This is a genomic window from Pseudoxanthomonas sp. USHLN014, from assembly GCF_037153335.1.
GTDB lineage: Bacteria > Pseudomonadota > Gammaproteobacteria > Xanthomonadales > Xanthomonadaceae > Pseudoxanthomonas_A > Pseudoxanthomonas_A winnipegensis.
In genome coordinates, this window is sequence record NZ_JBBCKO010000006.1 from 139,093 (window position 1) to 163,879 (window position 24,787).

A 24,787-nucleotide genomic window follows, 5' to 3' on the forward strand; every position below is an offset into this window, starting at 1 on the left:
CTTCAATTCCCGAACAAGCGGTTGCGCAGCGCAATGCTTGTCTCGTACGTGTAGCGATAGTTCCCGTCAGTAGGGGCTGTGATACCGACATCGAGAACCCTCAGGCTGGGGTTCTGTTCCGCTGTGGCTCGATCACCAGTCCCGCGAATCAATAGCCCGAGTTGCACACTCCCCACGCGCCGCCAGCGTAAGGCGCTGGCCGCACCAGCGCTGCTATTCGGTAACGGATCGCCGATAGTCGCTGCAGTTGCGGTCTTGTTGATGAACCCGGTCGCCGTTGTTGCGGTGGCCGAAGCAGAGTCCTCCCCGTAGAGTAGTTGCATACTCTCCACGCCCTCAACCATTTCTTCGGAAATCTGCCCGGGCACTCCGCTTGCCGATTGCGTCCAGCGCACCCTGTAGAGCGCGGGCACCTGAGGATTGCTTGGATTGAGTGCCACGTAGTACGCCATGGTCTCCGCCCTGTACAACCATGTCTGATTCGGGGCGTAGGAATAGGTTTCCGCGACGTTGGCGTTAGCGCTCGATACCGTGTAGCCAAGCGCGCTCTTGTTTAAGCCGCTGATGGCCACGGACATACCGGTATTACTAACCGCCGACCCCTGGAAAACAGAGGTTGCGCCACAGTTGCCGATGGCATACAGACCGGTGTTGCCGGTGCCTGTAGCCACCTTGCTGCTCGTCGTGGCCGCTTCGGTCGGATATCCAATGGTCGATGCGCCAGTGGTTGAAACCACCATGGAACTGAGTGTCGCCTGTATCGGCGACATGTAACGCAGCACGATGATGTCGCTGCCAGCGATGGGCTTGGGATCCAAATTAGTGATCAACTCCGCGGGCAGCGCGGGACTCCAATCCCCCGCACTCCCAACGGCGGGCGTTGTCGCGATAGTGCGCGTATCGCCAGGCGCCGTCCCGTTAGCTTCGTAACCTTGAATGGAAACGTCAAACCGCAAAGGGGTCGGCAACGACGACAGGTCGCCTGCCTCGCGCTGAGCCGCATTTGCGAACAGGAGCCGGATATTGCCGCCGGTGATCTTGCCGGTGGAATCCGTGGAGAGCAGGGACTGATCATTGACACAACCGGCGTGTCCCGCCATGCGTATATCGCGTTGGAGGAAGTCCATCGAGAAGCGCGCATTTTCCTGACTGCGGGCGATGCCCTGAGACAACTGATAAGCCGCGCGTGAGGCGCTGAAGATCTGGATGACACCTGCAATAAGGATCAGACCGATCGTCACCGCAATCATAAGTTCGATCAGGGACAAACCCCGCTGACCACTGCCACCTGGAGCATGGGTAGATTTCATATGCGGCTCGTAACCTGAAACGTCGTCTTCTGATTGTCTGGGTCAGCCTCCCAGAAGCTATCGCTCCAATCGATCGTGACTGTCACCGTCCCATTGGGCTGCAGCTCGACTTGGGCTGTGCCATCGGGAAATGCCCTTCGCAATTCGCATTTCCAGCGCGCGATGTTCTCTGCGGGCGTAGCCGAACCACCTATCCATGAGCAGGCATTGCCTGTCCCATCGACACCTGAAAAACTCGATGCCGTGACGCCGTTGTAATACGACGCCTGAGAGCGCTGGGTCCGCATCATGTCGATCAGCTGATAGGCCAGCATCGTGGCGACAGTCCGATCCTGGGCGCTCTTGGTGTAGCGAACATTCATCGTCTGCAACATGGCGAAGCCCAACAGGCCCACACCCAGCACCAACACGGCGATCATCACTTCGATCAGCGTGAAGCCCTGCTGCCCGGAGCCCGCCGCGCCGCAGGGCGAATGCCGCCTGCTCATGGACAAGCCCCTTTCTGCGTACGCACCTGTCCTGTACCGGTCATCGTGATGGTGCTCCTCAACGTCTTCCCGCTCTGACAAGGATTAGAGGCGATCGTCATGTCTCCGGCGGCGGTGACGGGAACGCCGCGCGCGTCAAAGCGCAAGGGATTGATCCCAACTGTTACGGAGATCGCGGGGGAACCCGCGTAGTAATTGATCACCGTCTCACTTACGTCCAGCAAGCCGTTGCGATTGAGGTCGCCCCAGACAAGCCAGCCGGCGCTCCAATCGTTGCCACAGGCAGTCCCGTTGGCACTCGGGCAGACACCTGCAGCCAAAGTGTTCTTGATCGCTTCGCTGCGCGCCATCGCAATCGCCGCGGTGAACTGGCTAGTCGTCGTTGAAACTCGGCTGGAGCGGATACTGTTCTGGAAGCTCGGAAACGCGATCGCCGCCAGGATTCCCAGCACGGTAACCGTCACCATCAGCTCCAGCAGCGTGAAGCCCCTCGTTTGCGAGCGTCGGCCCATTCCCGGTCCCATCCCCTTTTCGGCAGATGAAGGTTACGGAAGCCGCCGCCGCCCGCCCAGCGTGGCACGATGGGCGGTCGGTTCAGGGAGACGAACGATGCGGACGGTGTCCTAGGGCACGTTTCGCGCACGGCCCAAGGTCCGACAGGTGCGCAATCCTCAGGTCACGACCCGATAGCAGGGCTTGTAGTCGCCGGCGATCTTCATGCGGCGCTGGGCGACGAAAGCCTGCAGCAGGTCATCCAGCGCGGCCATGATCTGCGGGTCGCCGTGGATCTCGAAGGGCCCGAATTCCTCGATTCGCCGCATGCCGTCCTCCTTGACGTTGCCGGCGACGATGCCCGAGAAGGCGCGGCGCAGGTCGGCGGCGATGGCATGCGGTGCGCGCCCATGGTGCAGGTCCAGCTGGGCCATGGCCTCATGGGTGGGCGCGAACGGCTGCTGGAAGGCCAGCGGGATATCGATCGACCAGTTGAAGTAATACGCATCGCGCGCCTCCTTGCGGTGCTCGCGCACCTTGGCGATGCCGGCCTTCATCGCCTGCGCCACGGCGACCGGGTCACCGATGATGATCTGGTAGCGCGAAGCGGCGGCCTCGCCCAGCGTCAGCCGGATGAAGGTGTCGATCTGCTCGAAGTAAGGCGCGGCCACCACCGGACCGGTCAGCACCAGCGGGAACGGCAGGTGCGCATTCTCTTCGCGCAGCAGAATGCCCAGCAGATACAGGATCTCCTCGGCGGTGCCGACGCCGCCGGGGAAGACGATGATGCCGTGGCCGATGCGGACGAAGGCCTCGAGGCGCTTCTCGATGTCCGGCATGATCACCAGGTGGTTGACGATCGGATTGGGCGACTCGGCGGCGATGATCCCCGGCTCGGTCACGCCGATGTAGCGCACCTGCTTCTGGCGCTGCTTGGCGTGGGCGATGGTGGCCCCCTTCATCGGGCCCTTCATCGCGCCAGGGCCGCAGCCGGTGCAGATGTCCATGCCGCGCAGGCCCAGCTCGTAGCCCACTTCCTTGGTGTAGAGGTATTCCTCGCGCGAGATCGAGTGGCCGCCCCAGCACACCACCAGGTTGGGCTCCTGCGGCTTGATGATGCGCGCGTTGCGCAGCTGCCCGAACACCGCATCGGTGATGCCGGCCGAGGTCTCCAGGGCGCTCGCGTATTCCTCGCCCAGTTCGATGGCCATGTAGGCCAAGTCGCGCACCACGGCGAACAGCAGCTCGGCCACGCCGCGGATGATCTCGCCATCGACGAAGGCCATCGCCGGTGCGTTGAGCAGTTCGATACGAACACCGCGGTCGCGTTGCAGTACCTGGATGTCGAAGTCGGGGTAGAGATCGCGCGCGGCGCGCGGGTCGTCGGAGGCGCTGCCGCTGGTCAGTACCGCCAGCGCGCAGCGGCGCAGCAGCTCGTGCATGCCGCCGGCCGAGGCGTCGCGCAGGCGCGCCACTTCGGTGCGCGACAGGATATCCAGCCCGCCGCGCGGGTAAATGCGGGTGCTCACGACCGGCAGCGCCCGGGTTTCCACTTCACTCATTGCATGTTCCTGCTTGTTCGTCTGTCTTGTCCCGGGACTGTAGCGCAGCCGGCCGATGGCGCATATGTCATGGCCGCGCACAGGAAAACGGCCGGGTTGCCCCGGCCGCTTTCCGTTACGTATCGCTTCGAATTCGATGGATCAGAACTCGTAGCGCAGGCCCACCTGCAGCGACCACTGGGACACACCGACATTGAAGCCGTCGGCGTCGGAGTTGGCAACGGTCGGCGAGCTGGCACCGGTGAAGTTGTACACGTACTTGCCGTCCCGACTGATCCCCACCAGCGAGGCGACCGAGGCATCGGCGTAGAAGCCGTAATCGTAGATGTTGCCCCACTTCTTGTTCAGCAGATTGCCAACGTTCTGGATGTCCACCCAGACCTCGGCCTTGTTGCCCTTGAAGAAGCCCGGGATCTGCTGGCTCAAACGCAGATCAAAGGTATTGATGAAGCCGGTACGGAACGCATTGGCCGGGGCGTAGCTGCCCTTGTATGCCGCCAGTTCCGGCTTCGTGGCGAGCCAGTCGTAGAACCGCTTCTCCATCGCCGAATCCACCGCGACCGTACCGTTGGCGTTGAACTTGCCGAAGTACACGTCACCGGTGCCCTTGGGCACGTAGAACAGGTCGTTATAGGTCCGGCTGTCGCCGTTGGCGTCACCGACGAAGACGTAGCTGTACGGACGTCCGCTGCGGCCTTCGTAGACCAGACCCACGCTGGTGTCGTAGTCACCGAAGAACTTGTGCTTCCAGTTCAGCGATCCGGAAATGCGATCCTTGATCTCGTAACGCGAGGTCTGCGAGATGTCCTCGCCGGAATTGAAGCTGTACTGGTAGGTGTAGCCGGAGCTGGCGGTCGAGCTGGTCAGCGGACCGACCTCGGTCGCATGGGTGTAGGTATAGCCCAAGGTCCAGGACCAGTCGCTGCCCGGGCTCCACGGCTTGGTCAGCGAAGCGGTGAACTGCTGGCTCTTGCCCTTGCTGGTGTTGTCGATCAGGTACACATCGCCGAAGCGGGTGTCGCGGCCGTACTGGTTGTCGGACGTCGCATAGGCGGCGCCGCGCTTGGTCGGGTTCCAGTACAGCGAGCGGCCATCGGGGCCGGTGAAGCCCGGACCCAGGTTGAGGCGGCGGTAGTAGAGCGCATTCTTGACGTCGGTCATGATCAGCTCGGCCGACGCGACCACGCCGTACCACGGCAGCTCGTGGTCGAACGCCAGGTTGGCCTTCCAGATCGACGGCAGCTCGAAGTCCTTCTGCGTGAAGTTGACGCTCATCTGGCAGCCGGTCCGGGAGCTCGGATACGGGTTACAGCTGCCCGAGCCCGGCTGGTTGTTGCCGTCGGGCGAGAAGCGCAGCGTCGGATCGTATGCGGTCGCCTGCAGCTGCGCGTAGTTATAGCCGTTGTTGGCGTAGCTGTTGCCGATCCACACCTGGGGCGCGTCGCCCTGGAACAGGCCCACGCCACCGCGCACCTGCATCGGGCGCTCGGAGTTGAAGGTGTAGTTGAAACCAAAGCGCGGCTGCACCAGGAAGTCACCGCTGAACACCTGGCTGTTGTCATAGCCGAACACCTGATCGGCCAGCGCGTTGTAACGCGGCTCCGGGCTGACGTCCGGCCGATCGCCGCGCACGCCCAGCGTCAGGGTCAGGTTGGGGCTGACGTACCAGGTGTCCTGGATGAACAGGCCCAGGTTGCTGTTCTTGTAGTCGGCGGCGAACGAGCCCGGCGAATACTCGGTGCGATGGTTGTAGGTGGCCCAGCGGCCGTTCTGGAAATTGGTCAGCGCATGGTTGCCGTTGGCATCCGCGGCGCCGGCCCAGAAGGTGTACACACCCCAGGCCTGCGCGCTGTACAGGTTGTAGATGTCGTTGGTGGCGTAGTCCGCGCCGAACTTCAGGTCGTGGTCGCCAAGCGTCCAGGTGCCCGAGCCGGTGTAGTTCCAGGTCTTGGTGCGCAGGTAGTTGCCCTGCGAGTTGACCTCGGTGCCGAAATACAGCGAGTCGCCGCTGACCCGGGTGCCGTTGGTGGTGGAAGTGGCGTCGCCGAAGAAGATCTGGATGCTCGGCAGGTTGCTCGGCACCACGCGCTCGGCGGTGTAGTCGCGGTAGGAGGCCTTGAACTCGGTGGAGAAGTTGTCGCTCCAGTCGCTGAACAGCTGGCCGGTGTAGCTCTCCACGGTCTTGTTGTGCTGGTACCAGTAGGTGCTCAGCGACACACCGGTGCTGCTGATGCCGTTGATGCGCAGCTTGCTCTGGTCCAGCTTGCTGTAGCGGAAGCTGGCGCGATGCGCGTCGCTGATGTTCCAGTCCAGCTTCAGTGCGTACTCTTCCAGATCGGTGTTGCCGTTGCTGGCCAGCTGGCCCGCATCGAACCCGTAGACGTTCTGCGCGATGCTCTGCGCCAGCGCCACGTCGGCGTTGGTGATGACGTGGCCGGCCTTGCCCAGCGCGCTGCCGGACAGGTCGCCGCCGGGCGCGTCCTGCTGGAACTTCTCGTAGTTGGCGAAGAAGAACAGCTTGTCCTTGACGATCGGGCCGCCGAAGGTCGCGCCGTAGGTCTTCTCCTTGGTGAAGCCGTTGAACTTGGTGCCGTCCGGGTTGTCGCCGAACCAGTCGCCATCGCGCATGTAGCCGTAGACCGAACCATGGAACTCGTTGGTACCGGACTTGGTCACCGCATTGACGGTCGCACCGGCGGCCGCGGCGATGCTGACGTCGTAGTTGGACAGGTTGACGTCGATGGCCTCGATGGCCTCCATCGACACCGGCTGGCGCCGGGTGGTCATGTTGTTGCCTTCCAGGCCGAAGGTGTCGCTGGCCGAGACGCCGTCGATGTTGATCGAGTTGTAGCGCGGATTCTGGCCGCCGGCCGAGATCGTGCCCGAGGCGCGGTCGACGAAGGCCACGCGCGGATCCAGGCGCATGTAGTCCTGGATGTTGCCGTTGATCGAGGGCAGCGCCTGGATGGTCTGCTGGTTGACGCTGGTGCCCGAGCCCATCTTGGTGGCGCTGAACACGTCCGAGCCGCCGCTGTAGCCGATGGCCTGCACCGAGCCCAGGTTGGTCACGTCGCCGGTCAGGGCCGCGTCGACGGTGTTGATCTTGTTGAGATCCAGGTAGACGCCGTCTTCGGTCTTGGTGCCTTCGCCGGGCTTGGTGATGGTGATGGTGTACGGGCCACCCACGCGCAGGCCGCGCGCGGTGTAGCGACCGGCGGCATCGGTGGTGGCGTGGCTGACCGTTCCGGATTCCACGTGGGTGATGGTCACCTCGGCGCCGGCGACCGGCGCACCGCCGGAACCGACGACCTGGCCGCCGACGCCGGCGGACGTGGTCTGCGCCATGGCCGGCGCAGCGGCCAGCGCGGCCAGGAGGCCAAGGGCAAGTTTGGAAGTCCGGATACGATGATGTGTCATTGCGCTGCCTCGAAGTTTTGTGGCGGTCAGAAGAAAAATCGTGCCGGCCGGCCATGCTGTGTGGCATGGCTCTCATGGACTTGCTTAGGATGTGGCCCCTGGAACACGCGGCAGGCACGGCAGCCGCGCGTTAACGACAGGTTAACACGGTAAAGGCGCGATGTGACCGGATCGTGACGACTTTTGCGCGCTGCGGCATTCGCGCGAAAGCGGGGGGAGAATCCCCTTCCAATCAATGGCTTAAATGGTATTTGTGCGACTGCGCCTGCCGGTCGCCGTCACTTAAATGACATCTTTGGGCGAATAAACGCCTACGGCCCGGACTCGGGGCGGAGCATGAAATACGGACACGGGCTGGCGTCCAATCAGACGCCCCCTCAGGTCTCAACCGCCGCGAAGCGCGCCGAGATAGGTGCCGATCCCGTCGAGCAGCATCTGCACGGAGATGGCCACCAGCAGCATGCCCATCAGCCGCTCGATCGCGGTCAGCGCGCGCATGCCCAGCCACTTGTAGACCAGCGTGGCCGAGAACAGGATCACCGCCGTCGCCAGCCAGGCCAGCCCCAGGGCCAGGCTCCAGCCGAGCAGGCGCTCGGGCTCGTTGCTGCCCATCAGCATCACCGCGGCCATGCCGGAGGGGCCGGCCACCAGCGGGATGGCCAGCGGCACGATGAAGGGCTCGCCGCCGGGGATCTCGCCCATCAGGCCTTCGGGCCGCGGGAAGATCATGCGGATGCCGATCAGGAACAGCACGATGCCGCCGGCGATCTGCACCGACTCCTGGCGCAGATGCATGAGTTCCAGGAAGTACTTGCCGCCCCACAGGAACCCCATCAGCACGACCAGCGCGATCAGCAGCTCGCGGATCAGCACGATGCGCTGGCGCTGCGGCGGGAGCGGCCGCAGCACCGACAGGAACACCGGGATATTGCCCAGCGGGTCGAGGATCAGGAACAGCAGCAGCGCTGCGGACAGGATGGTCATGCCAGGGGATTCCAGACCAGGCCGCGCCGCTCGGCGCCTTCTGGAGAAAGCAGGGTCACGCAGTGTGCGGCGTACTGGTCGGCATCGGCCAGCGCCGGATCGGTGTCCTCGGCGTAGGCGCGGGCGCGCAGCATGGTGCGCATCGGCCCGGGCTGCAGCGCGCTGACCCGCACCGGGGTGCTGGCCAGCTCGGCGTGCAGCATCTGCACCAGCGCGGCCAGCCCGTGCTGGGCCACGCCGTAGCCGCCCCAGTAGGCGTGGCCGACGCGGCGCGGATTGTCCAGGGTGAACACCAGCGCGCTGTCCGCCGCACGACGCAGCAGCGGCAGGCAGGCCTGGCTCAGCCACCACGCCGCGGTGAGGTTGACATGGATGGCGCGCGCGAAGGCGGCCGGGTCGGTGTGCTCCAGCGGGGTCAGGCCGCGGAACTCGGCCGCGCAGTGCAGCACCCCGTCGAGGCGGCCGAGGTTGGCCTCGATGCGCTGGGCCAGTTCGGCGTAGTCATCCGGTGCGGCGCCTTCCAGGTCCAGCGGATAGAGCAGCGGCTCGGGGCCGAGCTGGGCGCAGGCGTCATAGATGCGGGCGAGCTTGGCCGGCCGGCGGCCCAGGAGCACCAGGGTGGCACCGGCCTGCGCGCAGGCGCGGGCACTGGCCTCGCCCAGGCCGCCGTGCGCCCCGCTGATCAGCACCACACGCCCGGCCAGGGACTGCACGGGGCGCACGGGCACCTGCAGCAGACTCACCGCGGCATGGCCTCGGCGACGATGCGTTCCAGTTCGCCGGACTCGTGCAGTTCCAGGGTGATGTCGCAGCCGCCGATCAGCTCGCCATGGATGAACAACTGCGGGAACGTCGGCCAGTTGGAAAAGCGCGGCAGGTTGGCGCGGATCTCCGGCTCTTCCAGCACGTTGATCGCGCGCAGGTCCACCGCGCCGGCCGACAGCAGGGCCTGGACCGCGCGGCTGGAGAAGCCGCACATCGGGTACTCCGGGGTGCCCTTCATGAAGAGCACCATGGGGTGGCGGTCCAGCTCCGCCTGGATACGTTCCAGCACCGGCATGTTGCGTTCTCCTGCGTTGCCGCACGCCCTTGACGGCATGCGCACCCTCGTCGAGTAAACTGCGCGGCGCTTTCCATCGCCGCTGGTCGGACGCAATTGTAAGCCCTGCGCCCCCGCCCCCGGCATCTGCCAGACACGCCAAGTCAAGAGGAACCGCCATGGCCATCGAGCTCCCCGCCCTGCCCTACGACCGCACCGCACTGGAACCGCACATCTCCGGCGAGACCATCGATTTCCACTACGGCAAGCATCACAAGGCCTATGTGGACAACCTCAACAAGCTGATCGAGGGCACCGAGTTCGCCGACCAGCCGCTGGAGAGCATCATCAAGAAGTCCCAGGGCGGCGTGTTCAACAACGCCGCGCAGGTGTGGAACCACACCTTCTACTGGAACTGCCTGTCGCCCAACGGCGGCGGCGCGCCGAGCGGCAAGCTGGCCGAGCTGATCAACGCGGCCTTCGGCGACTTCGAGAAGTTCAAGGAAGAGTTCACCAAGACCGCCATCGGCACCTTCGGCTCGGGCTGGGGCTGGCTGGTGCAGAAGAAGGACGGCAGCGTCGGCCTGGTAAGCACCTCCAACGCCGCCACGCCGCTGACCGGCGAGGACACCCCGCTGCTGACCATCGATGTGTGGGAGCACGCCTACTACATCGACTATCGCAACGCGCGTCCGAAGTACGTCGAGTCGTTCTGGTCGCTGGTCAACTGGGACTTCGTGGCCAAGAATCTGGCCTGATCCTTCGCTGGCTGTACGAAAAAGGCCGGGGATTCCCCGGCCTTTTTCATGGGCGCGCCCAGCGGCAATCGGGACGCCGGAGGCGATCCGCTCAGCTGCGCGCCAGGCGCTCCAGCACCGGCTGCACCTGGGCCTGGCGCGACAGCGCCTCACCCGCGGCGGCCAGGGCGACGGACAGGGCCTGTGCGGTATCGGCACGCAGCGTGGCGTGGCCGACCTTGCGGCCCTCGCGCGGCGACTTGCCGTAGTCGTGCCAGTGCCCTCCGGGCTGATCGAGCACGCCGGTGGCGTCGGGCATCTGCCCCAGCCAGTTGAGCATGCAGGCGTGCCCGCGCATGGCCGGTTCGCCCAGCGGCAGGCCCAGCACCGCACGCAGGTGTGCCTCGAACTGCGAGACCTCCGCGCCTTCGATGGTCCAGTGCCCGGAGTTGTGCACGCGCGGGGCCATTTCATTGGCCAGCAGCGTCTCGCCCTGGCAGAACAGCTCCAGCGCGAACACCCCGACGTAATCCAGGCGCTCGGCCACGCGCCGCGCATAGTCGACCGCCTGCCCCTGCAGGGCCTGGCTGGCCTGCGCCGGCGCCAGGCTGGCCGACAGCACGCCGTCGACATGCCAGTTCTGGGTCAGCGGGAAGGCCTTGAACGCACCATCGCGGCCGCGCACGGCCACCACCGACACCTCTCGGTCGAAGGCGACGAAGCCTTCCACGATCAGCCCGACGGTGCCGGCCTGCGCGCCCAGCGCGTCCCACGCGGCCTGCGCGTCGGCCGGCGACTTGATCCGGAACTGGCCCTTGCCGTCGTAGCCGAAGCGCCGCGTCTTGAGGATGCAGGGCGTGCCGATCCGCGCCAGCGCCGCGTCCAGCCCCTCGCGCGAGTCGACCGCCGCGAACGCCGGCACCGGGATGCCCAGCTCGCCGAACAGCGTCTTCTCCGACAGCCGGTCCTGGGCCACGCCCAGCGCCTGCGGATTGGGATACACCGGCACCCGCTCGGCCAGCCACTGCGCGCTGGCGGCCGGCACGTTCTCGAAATCGAAGGTCACCACATCGACCCTGGACGCGAACTGCGCCAGCGCCGCCTCGTCGTCGAACGCGCCCACCTGCAGCGGCGCGCACTGCCCGGCGCAGGACTCGGCCGACGGGTCCAGGACGAGGAACTTCAGCCCGAGCGGCACGCCCGCCAGCGCGAGCATGCGGGCCAGCTGCCCGCCCCCCAGGATCCCCACCGTCGTCATGCGCGCCCCCGCTGCGGAAGAATGCCGACCGTGCTCATCGCCGCGGATCGTCCTGGTCCATGACGTCCTGGGTCTGCTTGGCCCGGAAGGCGTCCAGCGCCTGCGCCACCGCCGGCGCCTCCGGCGCCAGCATCGCCGCGGCGAACAGCGCCGCGTTGGCCGCGCCGGCGTGGCCGATGGCGAAGGTCGCCACCGGGATGCCGGCCGGCATCTGCACGATGGACAGCAGCGAATCCATGCCGTTCAGGGCCTTGGACTGCACCGGCACGCCCAGGACCGGCACCGCGGTCTTGGACGCCAGCATGCCGGGCAGGTGCGCCGCGCCGCCGGCGCCGGCGATGATCGCGCGCAGTCCGCGCGCGGCGGCCTGCTCGGCATAGGAGAACAGCACGTCGGGCGTGCGGTGGGCCGAGACGACCTTCACCTCGTAGGCCACGCCCAGCGCATCGAGCTTCTGCGCGGCGTGCTGCATGGTCTCCCAATCCGAACGCGAGCCCATCACGATGCCCACGCGCGGCGCTGCCAGATCGTCGGTCATTGGCCCTGCCCTGCGACAAAACGATATTCTAGCGATCTTGTTCGCCAACGGACCTTCCATGGACCGCAAACTGCTCGACCTGCTGTGCTGCCCCGTCTCGCGCCAACCGCTGGGCCCGCTCGAGGCCCGCGGCGTGGAGGCGCTGAACCGCGCCATCGCGGCCGGCGCGCTCAAGCGCGTGGACGGCAGCGCCCAGGCCGAACCGCTCAAGGAAGCCCTGGTCACCCGCGACCGCAAGACCGTCTACCGCGTCGAGGACGGCATCCCGGTCCTGCTGCCCGAGGAAGGCATCGCCACCGTCCAGGTCGCCGACTTCCCGGCGTGAGCGCCGCCGCGCCGCTGCCGCCGCCCGAGGCGGTGGTCTTGGACGATGTGCGCCGCGCCCTGGCCGAGGACCTCGGCACGGGCGATGTCACCGCCGCGCTGCTGCCGGACACCGACGATGTCGCCTATCTGCTGTGCAAGCAGGAGGCGGTGATCTGCGGGCGGCCGTGGTTCGACGCCTGCCATCGCCAGCTCGATCCGCAGGTCTCCATCGACTGGCGCGTGGCCGAGGGCCAGCGCGTGGCCGCCGGCACCGTGCTGGCCACCCTGCGCGGGCGCGCGCGCACGCTGGTCAGCGCCGAGCGCACCTCGCTCAACTTCCTGCAGACCCTGAGCGGCACGGCCACGGTCACCGCGGCCTTCGTCGAGGCCGTGCGCGGGACCGGCGCGCGCATCCTGGACACGCGCAAGACCGTGCCGGGCCTGCGCCTGGCGCAGAAGTACGCCGTGCGCTGCGGCGGCGGCGACAACCACCGCATCGGCCTGTTCGACATGGTGATGCTCAAGGAAAACCATGTGCGCGCCGCCGGCGGCATCGCCGCGGCCATGCGCGCGGCCCGCGCCCTGTACCCGCAGCTGCCGCTGGTGGTCGAGGTCGAGTCGCTGGACGAGCTGCGCCAGGCGCTGGAACAGCCCTGCACCCGAATCATGCTCGACGACTTCAGCCCCGAGCAGCGCCGCGAAGCGGTGCGCATCGCCGCCGGCCGCGTGCCGCTGGAGGTTTCCGGCATGGTCGACCTGGACACCGTGCGCGCCGTGGCGCAGGACGGCGTGGACTGCATCTCCATCGGCGCGCTGACCAAGCATGTGCACGCCGTGGACCTGTCGCTGAAGCTGGGCCCGCCGCCGCACAGCGCTTGATCGGCGTGGGGTTTCACGCGTCCTGGCCTGTGACTCTGCCAGCGTACGTAGTGAGAACTCACATTCCTCAAGGATCCGCAGACGATGCCGTTTCGCTGGACGCGCGTCCTGGCCCTGCTGCTGTTGGGCATCGGCACCCGGGCGCAGGCGATCGAGGTCTGCGACGCCCCGCCGCGCTTCGGCCTGAGCCAGGCCGCGATCGCCATCGTCCGTGCCGCCTGTGAGGAGCACCGGCAGTGGATGCGCCCCTTCATCGACCGTCAGGGCCGGCTGGCCTCGTTGCGCGTCACCGAAGCCGAGAGCGGCAACCTGGCCGACCACGGCCTGGTGCCCTGGCAGCGCGTGGCCGGCTATTGGCGCGAGAGTGGCACGCTGTCGCAGGTCGCAGGCGAGCCCGGCGCGGCCAGCTGCTGGGCACCGCCGGGCAATCGCCTCACGGACAGCGACTGCCGCGCGTTCCTGATCGACACGCCGTGGTCGGCGGCGTTCGTGTCCTGGATCATGACGCGGGCCGGTGTCATGAACTTCACCCGATCGCCGCGCCACATCGACTACATCCGCGCGGCCTTTCGCGACGGTGGCAGCGGCGGCCCCTACCGCTTCACCGATCCAACGATCGAGAAGCCCGCGCCCGGCGACCTGCTGTGCTTCATCCGCAACCGCCGCCAGGTGATGGGCTTCGCCGGCCTGAACGCCGCCCTGGCCTCCCGCGCCGGCGTGCCCAACCAATCCCATTGCGACATCGTGGTGGCGGCCAACGTCGGCGGCGACCGCACCCTGCACCTGATCGGCGGCAACGTGCTCAACGCGGTGACCATGCGCCAGCTGGACCTGGACCGCAGCGGCCGCGTGGTCCTGCCGCTGCCGCGCGTGAGCGAGGACGGCGGCGACGCCACCGGCCCGGGCGCCGAATGCACGCCCGCACAACCCGACCAGTGCAACTTCAACCGCCAGGACTGGGCGGTGCTGCTGAAGCTGCAGGTGGCCGACCCGGCGCCCGCCGCGCCTGCTGCGCCGCCGCCCGTGGATCCGCAGCCCCTGCCGCAGGCCCCGCCTGCGCCGGAGGCGCCGGGCCAAGCCGCGGCCCCGAATACGCCGCCGGCCGCGGCACCGCCGGTCGAGGCCGCGGCGCCCTTGAAAAGCGGCGAGTGATCCACGCCTGCCGCGCAGGCCCGCGCACCGCTAAAGTCGCGCCATGACTCCGATCCTCATCCTGATCTTCGGCGCGGCCGTGTTCTTCTGGTGGAACGCCTCGCGCGCCGCGGCCGAACGCGCCACCCAGGTCGGTCGCAACGCCTGCGAGGCGGCCGGCGTGCTGTGGCTGGACCAGAGCGTGCAGGCCACCGGCGTGCGCCTGCGCCGCGGCGAGGACGGCAGGCTGGGGCTGGAGCGCAGCTTCCGCTTCGACTATTCCCACGACGGCGTCGAGCGCCACACCGGCAAGATGGTGCTGCATGGGCAGCGGCTGGTGTCCTTCGTCGGGCCTACGCGCGCGGACAACACCGCGCAGTTCCCCAGCCTGCACTGAAGCCGGAGCTTCATTCGGCCGGCGCTGTGCGTCTCAACCGCGGCGCGGTGGCTCGCCCTTGAGCACGCAGACCAGCACCAGCAGCGCCGTCGCCACGCCGATGACGATCAGGTGTGCCTGCGTGTGATGGCCGTGGCGGAACAGCACGCTCGCGCCGACCACCACGCCCAGGTACAGGATCATCGTCAGCCAGCCCTGCCAGCGGCACGGCAGGCCCCAGCCGAAGCCGAAACGCTTGGCGGGGAACCAGTAGTCGGCGTGTGGATCGGGCATGGTGGCTTCCCGGCGGCAACGGTGCAGGCTTACGGCAAACCATAACTCCGTCATTCCCGCGAGAGCGGGAATCCAGCGCCTTTGGCCTTGCCGCGTGAAAGGCGCTGGGTTCCCGCTTTCGCGGGAACGACGGTAGAGATTTTCTCGGCGTCCCTTATTTCACCACGCGCAGATGCGGGCGCTTGGCCGGTGGCGGCGTCGGTTCGTCCGGGGCCGCGCCATCGGGCGAAGGCGGCTCATCATCGTCGTGCGGACCCTGCCCGGCGGCGATGTCCTCGGGCAGCGCCATGCCCTGGCCGGTCTCGCGCGCATAGATCGCCAGCACCGCCGAGATCGGCACGTTGACCGGATAGCTCACCCCGCCGAAGCGGGCGCTGAAGCTGACCGTCAGGTTGTCGATGACCAGGTGCGCGACCGCACGCTGGGCGATGTTGAGCACCACCCGGCCTTCCTTGACCGCGCTGGAGGGCACCTGCACCCCGGGCTGGGTCGCATCGACCAGCAGGTGCGGGGTCATGTCGTTGTCGGCGATCCATTCGGCCAGCGCCCGCAGCAGATACGGGCGATGGCTGGTCATCGGGGGCACGTCTTCAGTCATGCCCGCAGTTTAGCCAAGAGCGAGGAATGAGGGGGAGAAGACGGCGGCGCAAGCGCCACCTGCTCATCCACGCCTCAGCGCTTCGCGCTCACTCCTGCCTTCAGGCCGGCAGATCGCGCAGCTTCTTTTCCTGCTCGGTCAGGCTGCGCACGAAGCCCGGATTGCGGAAGATGCGGTTGCCGTAATCCTCGATCGCCTTGCCGTCCTTGGGCAGGCCGACGTCCAGCGACTGCAGGCGCCAGATGATCGGGGCCATGGCGCAGTCGGCCAGGCTCATTTCCGGGTTGAGGAAGAACTTGCTGGCCTTGAACAGCGGCACCGAGGCGGTCAGCAGCTCCTTCAGGCGCTTGCGGCCGGCGTCGGCCTGGGCCTTGTTGCCAAGCTGGATGGCCTGCACCTGCGGCACCCAGTCCACCTCGATGCGCAGCATCGCCAGGCGCAGGCGCGCGCGGGAGAGCGGATCGACCGGCATCAGCGGCGGGTGGGGGTAGCGCTCGTCCAGGTACTCGCTGACCACCGAGGCGGCGTACAGCGTCAGGTCGCGCTCGACCAGGGTCGGCACGGAGTGATAGGGGTTGAGGTCGATCAGGTCCTCGGGCGGATTCTGCGGATCGACCGGCACCAGGTCGTAGCTGACGCCTTTGGCGGCCAGCACCAGCCGCACGCGGTGGCACAGCACATCATCCACGGAGGAGAACAGCGTCAGGGTATTTCGCATGCGGGCACTCATCACCTTGTCGGGCTCATCCAGCGGCCGGCATCCACCGGCCACGCCTGTTTCTGCCAGGCTTCCTGCCTGGACACCGCGTCGCGGCATGCCGCGAGACGCGATGAACATGAACATAGCAGGCAGCCGCCGATTTGCGCACCCCTGCTGGAGGTCATGACCCCGCTTTAGTGGACGTCCTTCCAGAACTCCTTCTTCAGCAGGAATGCCAGGAAGGTCAGCCCCGCCAGGAACAGGATCACCCACACGCCCATGCTCTGGCGCTTGAGCGCGGCCGGCTCGCCGGCGTACTCAAGGAAGTTGGTGATATCGCGCACGGTGCGGTCGAACTCGGCCGGACTCTCGGTCCCGGGCGAGGCCAGCACCAGCGCCTCGACCGGCTTTTCCTTGGTCTGCGGGTCTTCCGGGCCGAACTTGGCGTGCTGCAGGCCCTGCAGCTCCCACAACGGGTTGGGCATGGAGGCGTTGGGGAACAGCTTGTTGTTCCAGCCCAGCGGCCGGCTCTCGTCCAGGTAGAAGGACTTGAGGTAGGTGTAGACCCAGTCCGGACCGCGTACGCGCGCGATCAGGCTCAGGTCCGGCGGCATCTTGCCGAACCACTTGGTCGCCCCGTCGTGCGGCATGGCCACCTGCACCTGCTGCCCCACCGGCGCGCCGGTGAAGTTGAGGTTGGCCATCACCTGGTCCTCGGTCAGGCCCAGGTCCTGGGCCATGCGCGAATAGCGCAGGTACTTGAGCGAGTGGCAGCCCGAGCAGTAGCCCATGAACAGCTTGGCGCCGCGCTGCAGCGAGGCCTTGTCGCTCAGGTCGTTGCCGGCCTGCAGCGTCGCGCCGCCCTCGGCGGCCAGCAGGCCGGTGCTCAGCAGCAGGCCAGCGGCGAAGGCCGCCAGCCGCGGGAGAAGGCGCTTAGTCATGCGTGCTCACCCGGTCGGGCACCGGCTTGGTGCGTTCAAGGCCGAAGAACGTGTACACCCACAGGAAGATGAAGAAGCCGAAGTAGCAGCAGGTCAGCACCCGGCCGATGTAGGTTTCGGTGATGTCTGTGCCGGGGCCCGACCCGATCTTGCCCAGGTAGACGAAGCTGAAGGCGAAGATCCCCAGCGCGATCTTGTAGGGCAGGCCGCGGTAGCGGATCGAGCGCACCTTGCCGCGGTCCAGCCAGGGCACGGTGAACAGGATGGCGATGGCCGAGAACATCACCAGCACGCCGCCGAGCTTGTTGGGCACCACGCGCAACATCGCGTAGTAGGGCGTGTAGTACCAGACCGGCTTGATGTGCTCGGGCGTCACCAGGCGGTTGGCCTCGGTGAAGTTGTCGTGCTCCAGGAACAGGCCACCGAAGGCCGGCGCGAAGAAGATGATGAACGCACCGATCACCAGCAGGAAGCCCACGCCGACCAGGTCCTTGACCGTGTAGTACGGGTGGAACGGAATCGTGTCGATCGGCGCGGTCTTGTTCCAGCGGTTGCCCTTGGGCCCGTGCTTGGTGTCCACGCCCTGCGGGTTGTTGGAGCCGACCTCGTGCAGCGCGCCCAGGTGCAGTACCACCAGCAGCAACAGCACCAGCGGCAGCGCGATCACGTGCAGGGCGAAGAAACGGTTGAGCGTGGCATCGCTGGGCAGATAGTCGCCCATGATCCATTCGGTCAGGCCCTGCCCGATCACCGGGATGGCGCCGAACAGCGAGATGATCACCTTGGCGCCCCAGAACGACATCTGGCCCCAGGGCAGCACGTAGCCCATGAAGGCCTCGGCCATCAGCACCAGGTAGATCAGCATCCCTAGGATCCACACCAGCTCGCGCGGCTTCTGGTAGCTGCCGTACATCAGCCCGCGGAACATGTGCAGGTAGACCACGATGAAGAACAGCGAGGCGCCGGTGGAATGCATGTACCGGATCAGCCAGCCCCACTCGACGTCGCGCATGATGTACTCGACCGAGGCGAAGGCCTCGGCCGCGCTGGTCTTGTAGTTCATCGTCAGGAAGATGCCGGTGACGATCTGGTTGACCAGGATCAACAGGGCCAGCGAGCCCATGTAGTACCAGAAGTTGAAGTTCTTCGGCGCGTAGTACTCGCTCATGTGCTTGCGGTACATGGGCATCAGCCCGGGCGCCCGCGCCGTGACCCAGTCGAAGACTCCGTTGGCCGCTCGCGTGATGACGTTGGACATCAGGCAGCTCCCTGCGGATCGACGCCGATGATGATGGTGTTGTCGTCCTGGTAGTGATGCGGCGGCACCAGCAGGTTGATCGGCGCCGGCACGCCCTGGAACACGCGCCCGGACATGTCGAAGCGCGACTTGTGGCAGGGGCAGAAGTAGCCGCCCTTCCACTGCGGATCGAAGGGCTCGGGGCGGATCTCGGCGATGATCTCCGGCGAGCAGCCCAGATGCGTGCACAGGCCGACCAGCACCGAGATCTCCGGCTTGATCGAACGGAACTCGGGATTGCCCTTGAGCACGTAGGCCGGCTGCTGGTCCTTGTTGGTGCTCTCCGGATCGCGCAGGCGATCGTCCAGGCTCGGCAGCGCGTCCAGGATCGCCTTGGAGCGCTTGACCACCCAGATCGGCTGGCCGCGCCATTCCAGCACCATGCGCTGGCCTTCCTGCAGCCCGGTGATGTCGGCGGTCACCGGTGCGCCGGCGAGCTTGGCCCGGGCGCTTGGATTCCATGACTTGATGAACGGGACGGCCAGAAAGCCTGCACCCACGGCACCGACGACTGCGGTGGTGGCCGTCAGGAACCGGCGGCGCCCCGCATCCACGGGCATTGTGACCTCGTCGTTGGCCATCCCTTACTCCGCGAAAACATCTTGAGGTAGCTGTCTGGCTGCCAGTGATGGGGCCGATGGAACGGCCTCATCGCAAGAGCGCGTCGGAGTCTAACTGAATAAAAAATTTCGCCACAACAATCCCTTTCCGATCAATCAGTTGGAAAAGGAAAACCCGGCCATTCCGGTACTGCAGCGCAACATCCGTTCAGCGAAGACCGACCGTTCCCAGGTTGGCCCGGTAGCGCTCGGCCAGCACGCCCACGCGCTGCACGTAGCGCTGGGTCTCGGCATAGGGCGGCACGCCGCCGTTGCGGTCCACCGCGCCTTCGCCGGCGTTGTAGCCGGCCGCGGCCAGGGTCAGATTGCCCTGGTAGCGCTTGAGCAGCCACGCCAGGTACTGCACGCCGCCGCGGATGTTCTGCGTGGCGTTGTAGGCATCGTCCACGCCGAAACGGCGCGCGGTGGCCGGCATCAGCTGCATCAGCCCCATCGCGCCGGCACGCGAGAGCGCCAGCGGGTTGTAGGAGGATTCGGCATGGATGATGGCGCGCACGATCGCCTCTTCCACGCCGAACTCGCGCGCGGCCGAGGCGATCTCGCTCTCGTAGGCGACCGTGTTCAGCCGCACCGCGCCGAAGTTGAGGTTGGGATTGCCGCAGGCGTAGCAGGTCTCGATGAAGCTGTACTTGATCGTGCGGATGTCGGCGCTGGCCAGCCCGCGCGGACGGGCGCTGGTGTAGTTGCGCACCCCGTCCTTGATGAAGGAATAGACCTGGCCGCTGACCACGCGGCGCGGCGGCACGGCGGCGGGCTTGGCCACGGCGGCGGTCGGCGGCGGCGGTGCGGCCGGGACGATGGCCGTCGAAGGCCGCGACTCGACGCTGGGCGGCACCATGGCGGCAGCCGCGGCAGGCGCAGGAGGTCTGTGTGCCGGCGCGCTGGCCTGGGCGCGGCGCGCCGGCTCGGCCCGGTACTGGCTCACCACCGTGCAGGTGGCGCCGGAGACGCGCTTGCTGACGTAGGCCGGGATCCCGTCGGTGCCGACGCACTTGTACAACGTGCCGGCGCTGGCCGGCAGCGCGACCAGCGCGGCAGCGATCATCCCCAGTCGCAGCAGCCCCCTCATGGGCGCGAGTGTCCCAGCTTATCAATGACTTAACAAGCATTCGGCGTGCGGGCGGCAGGGCGATGCGCCGGTGGGAGGCGGCACAGCTTTTGCCCTCCTCGCCCCTCGCGCGCGACTGCCCGGTGCGCCTGCCGTCCGGCGCAAGCCGTCAAGCCGCTAAACTAGCCGGCTTCCCCGCCCACCCGACTGGATTAAGCGCCATGACCGGGACGCCAGACGTCACCCTGCCCAACTCGGGCGACACTTCGCTCGTCCCCCTGCCCTTCGTCGCCGGCCGGCCGGCGCAGGTGCGCGGCAAGCTGTACATCAAGACCCACGGTTGCCAGATGAACGAGTACGACTCGGCCAAGATGGCCGACGTGCTCGCCCAGGCCGAAGGGCTGGAGCTGACCGACCGGCCCGAGGAGGCCGACGTCATCCTGGTCAACACCTGCTCGATCCGCGAGAAGGCGCAGGAGAAGGTCTTCAGCCAACTGGGCCGCTGGAAGGAATTCAAGACCGGCGACCGCGAGGTCATCATCGGCGTCGGCGGCTGCGTGGCCTCGCAGGAAGGCGAGGCCATCGTCAAGCGCGCGCCCTACGTGGACCTGGTGTTCGGCCCGCAGACCCTGCACCGCCTGCCCGAGCTGATCCGCGCGCGACGCGAGCAGAACCGCCCGCAGGTGGACATCAGCTTCCCGGAGATCGAGAAGTTCGATGCCCTGCCCGAACCGCGGGCCGAGGGACCCAGCGCGTTCGTGTCGATCATGGAAGGCTGCAGCAAGTACTGCAGCTTCTGCGTGGTGCCCTACACCCGCGGCACCGAGGTGAGCCGGCCGTTCGAGGACGTGCTGGTCGAGGTGGCGCAGCTGGCCGCCCAGGGCGTGCGCGAGATCAACCTGCTCGGACAGAACGTCAACGCCTACCGCGGCCCGTACGGCGAGGGCGAGATCGCGGATCTGGGCATGCTGATCCGCACCATCGCCCAGATCGAGGGCGTGGGCCGCATCCGCTTCACCACCTCCCATCCGCTGGAGTTCTCCGACACGCTCATCGACGCGTATCGCGACGTGCCGCAGCTGGCCAACTATCTGCACCTGCCGGTGCAGGCGGGCAGCGACCGCATCCTCAGCGCGATGAAGCGCGGCTACACCGCGCTGGAGTTCAAGTCCAAGATCCGCAAGCTGCGCGCCGTGCGGCCGGACATCTCGATCAGCTCGGACTTCATCGTCGGCTTCCCCGGCGAGACCGATGCGGACTTCGAGAAGACCATGAAGCTGATCGAGGACGTGGGCTTCGACCAGAGCTTCTCCTTCATCTACTCGCGCCGTCCGGGCACGCCGGCGGCCGACCTGGCCGACGACACGCCCAGCCAGATCAAGCACGCGCGCCTGGAGCGCCTGCAGGCGCGCATCAACGCCTTCGCCGCGGAGATCTCGCAGAAGATGGTCGGCAGCGTGCAGACCGTGCTGGTCGAAGGCCCGTCGAAGAAGAATCCCAACGAGCTCACCGGCAAGACAGAGAACATGCGCTCGGTGAACTTCCCCGCGCCGCGGCGCCTGATCGGCCAGTTCGTCGATGTGCTGATCACCGAGGCGCTGACCAACTCGCTGCGCGGCCGCGTGGTCACCGACACGGAGCGGGCCGCATGACCGCGCGCATCAGCCGCGACACCCAGCTGTGCATGTCGCTGTCCGGACGGCCGGGCAACTTCGGCACGCGCTTCCAGAACTACCTCTACGACGCGCTCGGCCTGGACTACCTGTACAAGGCGTTCACCACGACCGACCTGGAGGGCGCGATCGCCGGCATCCGCGCGCTGGGCATCCGCGGCTGCGCGGTGTCGATGCCCTTCAAGGAGGCGGTGATCCCGCTGCTGGACGGCCTGGAGCCGTCGGCCAAGGCGATCGATTCGGTCAACACCGTCCTCAACACCGAGGGCGTGCTGCGCGGCTACAACACCGACTACACCGCGGTGGCCACGCTGATCGCCGACAGCGGGCTGTCGACGGACACGCCGGTGGCGCTGCGCGGCAGCGGCGGCATGGCCAAGGCCACCGCCTGCGCGCTGCGCGACGGCGGCTTCGCCCGGGGCTGGGTGGTGGCGCGCAACGCGGTGGCCGGCCAGCGCCTGGCGCGCACCGCCGGCTGGCAGTGGTCCGAGGACATGCGCGGCGTGACCGCCGGGCTGCTGGTCAACGTCACCCCGATCGGCATGGAAGGCAGTTCCGATGCGCAATCGCTGGCCTTCACCGAAGCGGAAGTCGCCGCGGCGCAGCTGGTCTTCGACGTGGTCGCCATCCCGGTGGAAACCCCGCTGATCCGGCTGGCGCGCGCCCTGGGCAAGCCGGTGATCACCGGCGGCGAGGTGATCGTGCTGCAGGCGGTGGAGCAGTTCGTCCTGTACACCGGCGTGCGGCCCGAACCCGAGCTGGTCGCCCGCGCCGCTGCGCACGCGCTGGGCTGATCAGCGCCGCGCGCGCCTGCGCGGATCGCGGGCAGGCGGCGCGCTTTCCGCACGCAGGCTGTCGACCAGCGAAAACACCCACGGCCTCAGCGCGACCAGCATGCCGACGCTGCGCCGCCGCTCCGGCGGCAGGCTGATGTCCAGCTCGGCCGCCTCCTTGAAGTCGACCACCAGCTTATCCAGCTTGCGCCGCAGCGTGGCGACCGACGCCTCGCCGAGTTCGCCGATTTCCAGGGCCAGGTGCGCCTCGGCCGCGGCGAAGTCGTCCTTGAGGAATTCATGGCTGGCCATCTGCAGGTAGCGGGCGCGCACCGGCCCGTCGTCGCGCCATGAGAAATCGCGCGGCACGCACAGGCGCACGTGGTTGCCCGGCAGCAGGTCGAGCAGGCGCAGACGATCGAGCTGGGCCAGCAGCCGCACCAGCTCGGGCGGCCGAAGTCCGAAGCCTTCGCCGATCGCCGCGGTACGCCAGCCCTGGCATAGCAGGTGGAAAACGGTCATCAGCCGCGGTTCGGCCGCCAACGACCGCTCCTGGTGCAGGGTGAGATGGCGGCGCGACTCGCGCGCGCCGCGGGCCGTGCGCGCCAGCTCGAAGAAGTCGATGTCCAGCACCTCGCAGATCTGCTCCAGGCGCGCCAGGTCCATGCGCCCGCTGGACAGCACGCGCTTGATCGTCGGCTCGGACACCCCCAGCGCCGCGGCCAGGTCGGCATAGCGCCAGCCGCGTTCCTTGAGCAGGCGCTTGAGCGCGGTGAGCAGACGTTCGCGGTCGGCCATGGCGATGGAGGCGCGTCACAGGAGGATGGACGGGATCATATTCCGATACTTGTCCGAACTTGATTGCGGATCTTGATCCGCAGCGCGCAGGGTGCGCTCACCTCTCCAGCCAAGCACGCGCATGCCCGCCCTGCCCGCTCCAGCCTGTCGTCCCGCCGAACTGCTCAACGATGTCCATGCCCGCCTCAATCCCACGCGGGCGCACGTGCTGCGGCCCGGCTCGGTGGCCGAGGCCTGCGCGGCGATCCGCGCCAGCGCGCGGGCCGGATCGCCACTGATCGCCGCCGGCGCGCGGCATGCGATGGGCGGCCAGCAGTTTCTCGCCGATGGCCAGGTGCTCGACACCGCCGCGCTGGACCGCGTCGTGGACTTCGACCCGGTGCGCGGCCTGATCACGGTCGAAGCCGGCATCCGCTGGCCCGCGCTGCTGACCTGGCTGGCGGCCTGCCCGGACAACACGGCGGGCTGGACGATCCGCCAGAAGCAGACCGGCGCCGACGACTTCAGCCTGGGCGGCGCACTGGCCGCCAACATTCATGGGCGCGGGCTGTGCCTGGCCCCGTTCGTGGAGGACGTGGAGGCGCTGGTGCTGATCGATGCGCAGGGCCAGCGGGTACAGGCCAGCCGCGGCGAGGGGGCCGAGCTGTTCGCCCTGGTGGCCGGCGGCTACGGGCTCTTCGGCCTGGTGGTGGAGATGACGTTGCGGCTGACGCCCCGGCGCACGCTACGCCGCCAGGTTTCGCTGGCCCGCATCGGCGGCGTGCAGCGCGCGTTCGAGGACGCGATCGCCCAAGGCTGCACGTATGGCGATTTTCAGTTCGCGATCGATCCGCGTAGTGAGGATTTCCTCGATCTGGGCGTGCTGTCCTGCTATCGCCCGGCCGATGGCGTCGAACCCGACGCGCCGCGCCATCTGCAGGCCGAGGACTTCGGCCGGCTGCTGTGGCTGGCCCACCAAGCGCCCTCGCGCGCCTTCCAGGAATACGCCGACTTCTATCTGACCACCGACGGCCAGCACTACGCCAGCGATGCGCAGCAGACCGGCGTGTATCTGGAGGACTATCACACGGCGGTCGATCGCAGCCTGGGCCACTGTGGCTCGGAGATGATCACCGAGCTGTATGTGCCGCGCGGCGCGCTGGCGGGCTTCATGAGCCGCGCCGCCGACAGCCTGCGTCGCCACCACGCCCAGCCGGTCTACGGCACGGTGCGCCTGATCGAACGCGAAACGACCAGCGTGCTGGCGTGGGCACGGCAGGACTGGGCCTGCGTGGTGTTCAACCTGCACGTGCAGCATGGCCCGGCCGGCGTGCAGGCCGCGGCCGTGGCCTTCCGCGCGCTGATCGACGATGCGCTGTGGTTCGGTGGCAGCTACTACCTGACTTATCACCGCTGGGCCACGCGCGAGCAGGTGCAGGCGGCGCATCCGCGCTTCGCCGAGTTCCTCCGCGCCAAGCGCGCGCTCGATCCGCAGGGCCGCTGGCAGAGCGACTGGTATCGCCACCACGCCGCGCTGGTGACGCGCTGA

General features: G+C 67.4%; 26 protein-coding genes. 8 read left to right on the top strand and 18 right to left on the bottom strand.

The features are described 5' to 3' along the window. Positions 1 to 2: 2 nt before the first annotated feature. The 8 genes from WFQ05_RS12630 to grxD all read right to left on the bottom strand — a co-directional run bounded on the left by WFQ05_RS12630 (position 3) and on the right by grxD (position 9,313). Complete coding sequence (locus WFQ05_RS12630; RefSeq protein WP_130529074.1) at positions 3 to 1,310, bottom strand: PilW family protein; 1,308 nt, start codon at positions 1,308 to 1,310, stop codon at positions 3 to 5. Then, a complete protein-coding gene (gene pilV / locus WFQ05_RS12635) occupies positions 1,307 to 1,798 on the bottom strand; it encodes a type IV pilus modification protein PilV (protein WP_130519910.1) in 492 nt (163 codons plus the stop codon). Before pilV ends, WFQ05_RS12630 begins: the two co-directional genes overlap by 4 nt. Next, positions 1,795 to 2,310 (bottom strand): GspH/FimT family pseudopilin, encoded by a 516-nt coding sequence (locus WFQ05_RS12640; RefSeq protein WP_337054117.1) that lies wholly within the window; start codon positions 2,308 to 2,310, stop codon positions 1,795 to 1,797. The genes pilV and WFQ05_RS12640 overlap by 4 nt, the downstream gene beginning before the upstream one ends. 159 nt (positions 2,311 to 2,469) lie before the next feature. Next, complete coding sequence (ppnN, locus tag WFQ05_RS12645) at positions 2,470 to 3,852, bottom strand: nucleotide 5'-monophosphate nucleosidase PpnN (RefSeq protein ID WP_130529070.1); 1,383 nt, start codon at positions 3,850 to 3,852, stop codon at positions 2,470 to 2,472. Positions 3,853 to 3,993: 141 nt separating this feature from the next. After that, a complete protein-coding gene (locus tag WFQ05_RS12650) occupies positions 3,994 to 7,269 on the bottom strand; it encodes a TonB-dependent receptor (protein WP_130529069.1) in 3,276 nt (1,091 codons plus the stop codon). Positions 7,270 to 7,653: 384 nt separating this feature from the next. After that, a complete protein-coding gene (locus tag WFQ05_RS12655) occupies positions 7,654 to 8,253 on the bottom strand; it encodes a MarC family protein (protein WP_130519900.1) in 600 nt (199 codons plus the stop codon). Then, the gene (locus WFQ05_RS12660; protein ID WP_337054118.1) at positions 8,250 to 8,996 is read right to left on the bottom strand and encodes an SDR family NAD(P)-dependent oxidoreductase; all 747 of its coding nucleotides are present in this window, start codon (positions 8,994 to 8,996) and stop codon (positions 8,250 to 8,252) included. The genes WFQ05_RS12655 and WFQ05_RS12660 overlap by 4 nt, the downstream gene beginning before the upstream one ends. Beyond that, positions 8,993 to 9,313 (bottom strand): Grx4 family monothiol glutaredoxin, encoded by a 321-nt coding sequence (grxD, locus tag WFQ05_RS12665; RefSeq protein ID WP_130519896.1) that lies wholly within the window; start codon positions 9,311 to 9,313, stop codon positions 8,993 to 8,995. The genes WFQ05_RS12660 and grxD overlap by 4 nt, the downstream gene beginning before the upstream one ends. A 158-nt stretch (positions 9,314 to 9,471) precedes the next feature. On the opposite strand from grxD, the gene WFQ05_RS12670 reads away from it, so the two are divergent. After that, positions 9,472 to 10,050 (top strand): Fe-Mn family superoxide dismutase, encoded by a 579-nt coding sequence (locus WFQ05_RS12670; protein ID WP_130519894.1) that lies wholly within the window; start codon positions 9,472 to 9,474, stop codon positions 10,048 to 10,050. Between the two features lie 91 nt (positions 10,051 to 10,141). Here WFQ05_RS12670 and WFQ05_RS12675 read toward each other — a convergent pair whose 3' ends face one another. Continuing rightward, the gene (locus tag WFQ05_RS12675; protein ID WP_337054119.1) at positions 10,142 to 11,287 is read right to left on the bottom strand and encodes a 5-(carboxyamino)imidazole ribonucleotide synthase; all 1,146 of its coding nucleotides are present in this window, start codon (positions 11,285 to 11,287) and stop codon (positions 10,142 to 10,144) included. A gap of 34 nt (positions 11,288 to 11,321) precedes the next feature. Next, entirely contained in the window at positions 11,322 to 11,825 is a 504-nt protein-coding gene (gene purE / locus WFQ05_RS12680) for a 5-(carboxyamino)imidazole ribonucleotide mutase (protein WP_337054120.1), read from the bottom strand. 58 nt (positions 11,826 to 11,883) lie between these two features. Between purE and WFQ05_RS12685 the strand changes: the two genes are divergently transcribed. The 4 genes from WFQ05_RS12685 (at position 11,884) to WFQ05_RS12700 (ending at position 14,538) form a co-directional block, all read left to right on the top strand. After that, positions 11,884 to 12,150, top strand: a complete 267-nt coding sequence (locus WFQ05_RS12685; RefSeq protein WP_130519888.1) for a Trm112 family protein — start codon at positions 11,884 to 11,886, stop codon at positions 12,148 to 12,150. Then, the gene (nadC, locus tag WFQ05_RS12690; protein ID WP_337054121.1) at positions 12,147 to 13,010 is read left to right on the top strand and encodes a carboxylating nicotinate-nucleotide diphosphorylase; all 864 of its coding nucleotides are present in this window, start codon (positions 12,147 to 12,149) and stop codon (positions 13,008 to 13,010) included. Before WFQ05_RS12685 ends, nadC begins: the two co-directional genes overlap by 4 nt. Positions 13,011 to 13,094: 84 nt before the next feature. Continuing rightward, on the top strand, positions 13,095 to 14,162 hold the full coding sequence (locus tag WFQ05_RS12695; protein WP_337054122.1) for a DUF2272 domain-containing protein: 1,068 nt from the start codon (positions 13,095 to 13,097) through the stop codon (positions 14,160 to 14,162). Between the two features lie 43 nt (positions 14,163 to 14,205). Then, on the top strand, positions 14,206 to 14,538 hold the full coding sequence (locus WFQ05_RS12700; RefSeq protein ID WP_130519882.1) for a DUF3301 domain-containing protein: 333 nt from the start codon (positions 14,206 to 14,208) through the stop codon (positions 14,536 to 14,538). A 33-nt stretch (positions 14,539 to 14,571) separates the two neighbouring features. Here WFQ05_RS12700 and WFQ05_RS12705 read toward each other — a convergent pair whose 3' ends face one another. From WFQ05_RS12705 to WFQ05_RS12735, 7 genes are all read right to left on the bottom strand, one after another. Further along, positions 14,572 to 14,811, bottom strand: a complete 240-nt coding sequence (locus WFQ05_RS12705; RefSeq protein WP_337054123.1) for a hypothetical protein — start codon at positions 14,809 to 14,811, stop codon at positions 14,572 to 14,574. A gap of 154 nt (positions 14,812 to 14,965) precedes the next feature. Next, positions 14,966 to 15,409: a ClpXP protease specificity-enhancing factor gene (locus WFQ05_RS12710; protein ID WP_130519878.1), complete on the bottom strand. Its 444-nt coding sequence runs from the start codon at positions 15,407 to 15,409 to the stop codon at positions 14,966 to 14,968. Between the two features lie 100 nt (positions 15,410 to 15,509). Further along, the gene (locus WFQ05_RS12715; RefSeq protein WP_130523470.1) at positions 15,510 to 16,139 is read right to left on the bottom strand and encodes a glutathione S-transferase N-terminal domain-containing protein; all 630 of its coding nucleotides are present in this window, start codon (positions 16,137 to 16,139) and stop codon (positions 15,510 to 15,512) included. 164 nt (positions 16,140 to 16,303) lie between these two features. After that, positions 16,304 to 17,050 carry a cytochrome c1 gene (locus tag WFQ05_RS12720; RefSeq protein WP_130519873.1) on the bottom strand — a complete coding sequence of 249 codons (747 nt, stop codon included), beginning with the start codon at positions 17,048 to 17,050 and terminating at the stop codon, positions 16,304 to 16,306. Beyond that, entirely contained in the window at positions 17,043 to 18,308 is a 1,266-nt protein-coding gene (locus tag WFQ05_RS12725) for a cytochrome bc complex cytochrome b subunit (RefSeq protein WP_337054124.1), read from the bottom strand. Before WFQ05_RS12725 ends, WFQ05_RS12720 begins: the two co-directional genes overlap by 8 nt. Next, entirely contained in the window at positions 18,308 to 18,928 is a 621-nt protein-coding gene (gene petA / locus WFQ05_RS12730) for a ubiquinol-cytochrome c reductase iron-sulfur subunit (protein ID WP_130519869.1), read from the bottom strand. Before petA ends, WFQ05_RS12725 begins: the two co-directional genes overlap by 1 nt. 187 nt (positions 18,929 to 19,115) lie before the next feature. Continuing rightward, positions 19,116 to 20,036, bottom strand: coding sequence for a lytic transglycosylase domain-containing protein (locus tag WFQ05_RS12735; protein ID WP_337054125.1), 921 nt, complete (start codon positions 20,034 to 20,036; stop codon positions 19,116 to 19,118). A gap of 200 nt (positions 20,037 to 20,236) precedes the next feature. Between WFQ05_RS12735 and miaB the strand changes: the two genes are divergently transcribed. Both miaB and WFQ05_RS12745 read left to right on the top strand, forming a co-directional pair. Continuing rightward, complete coding sequence (miaB, locus tag WFQ05_RS12740; RefSeq protein ID WP_337054126.1) at positions 20,237 to 21,667, top strand: tRNA (N6-isopentenyl adenosine(37)-C2)-methylthiotransferase MiaB; 1,431 nt, start codon at positions 20,237 to 20,239, stop codon at positions 21,665 to 21,667. Beyond that, entirely contained in the window at positions 21,664 to 22,482 is an 819-nt protein-coding gene (locus WFQ05_RS12745) for a shikimate 5-dehydrogenase (RefSeq protein ID WP_286577015.1), read from the top strand. The genes miaB and WFQ05_RS12745 overlap by 4 nt, the downstream gene beginning before the upstream one ends. Here WFQ05_RS12745 and WFQ05_RS12750 read toward each other — a convergent pair whose 3' ends face one another. After that, complete coding sequence (locus WFQ05_RS12750; protein WP_337054127.1) at positions 22,483 to 23,259, bottom strand: helix-turn-helix transcriptional regulator; 777 nt, start codon at positions 23,257 to 23,259, stop codon at positions 22,483 to 22,485. A 121-nt stretch (positions 23,260 to 23,380) separates the two neighbouring features. Between WFQ05_RS12750 and WFQ05_RS12755 the strand changes: the two genes are divergently transcribed. Next, entirely contained in the window at positions 23,381 to 24,787 is a 1,407-nt protein-coding gene (locus tag WFQ05_RS12755; protein WP_337054128.1) for an FAD-binding oxidoreductase, read from the top strand.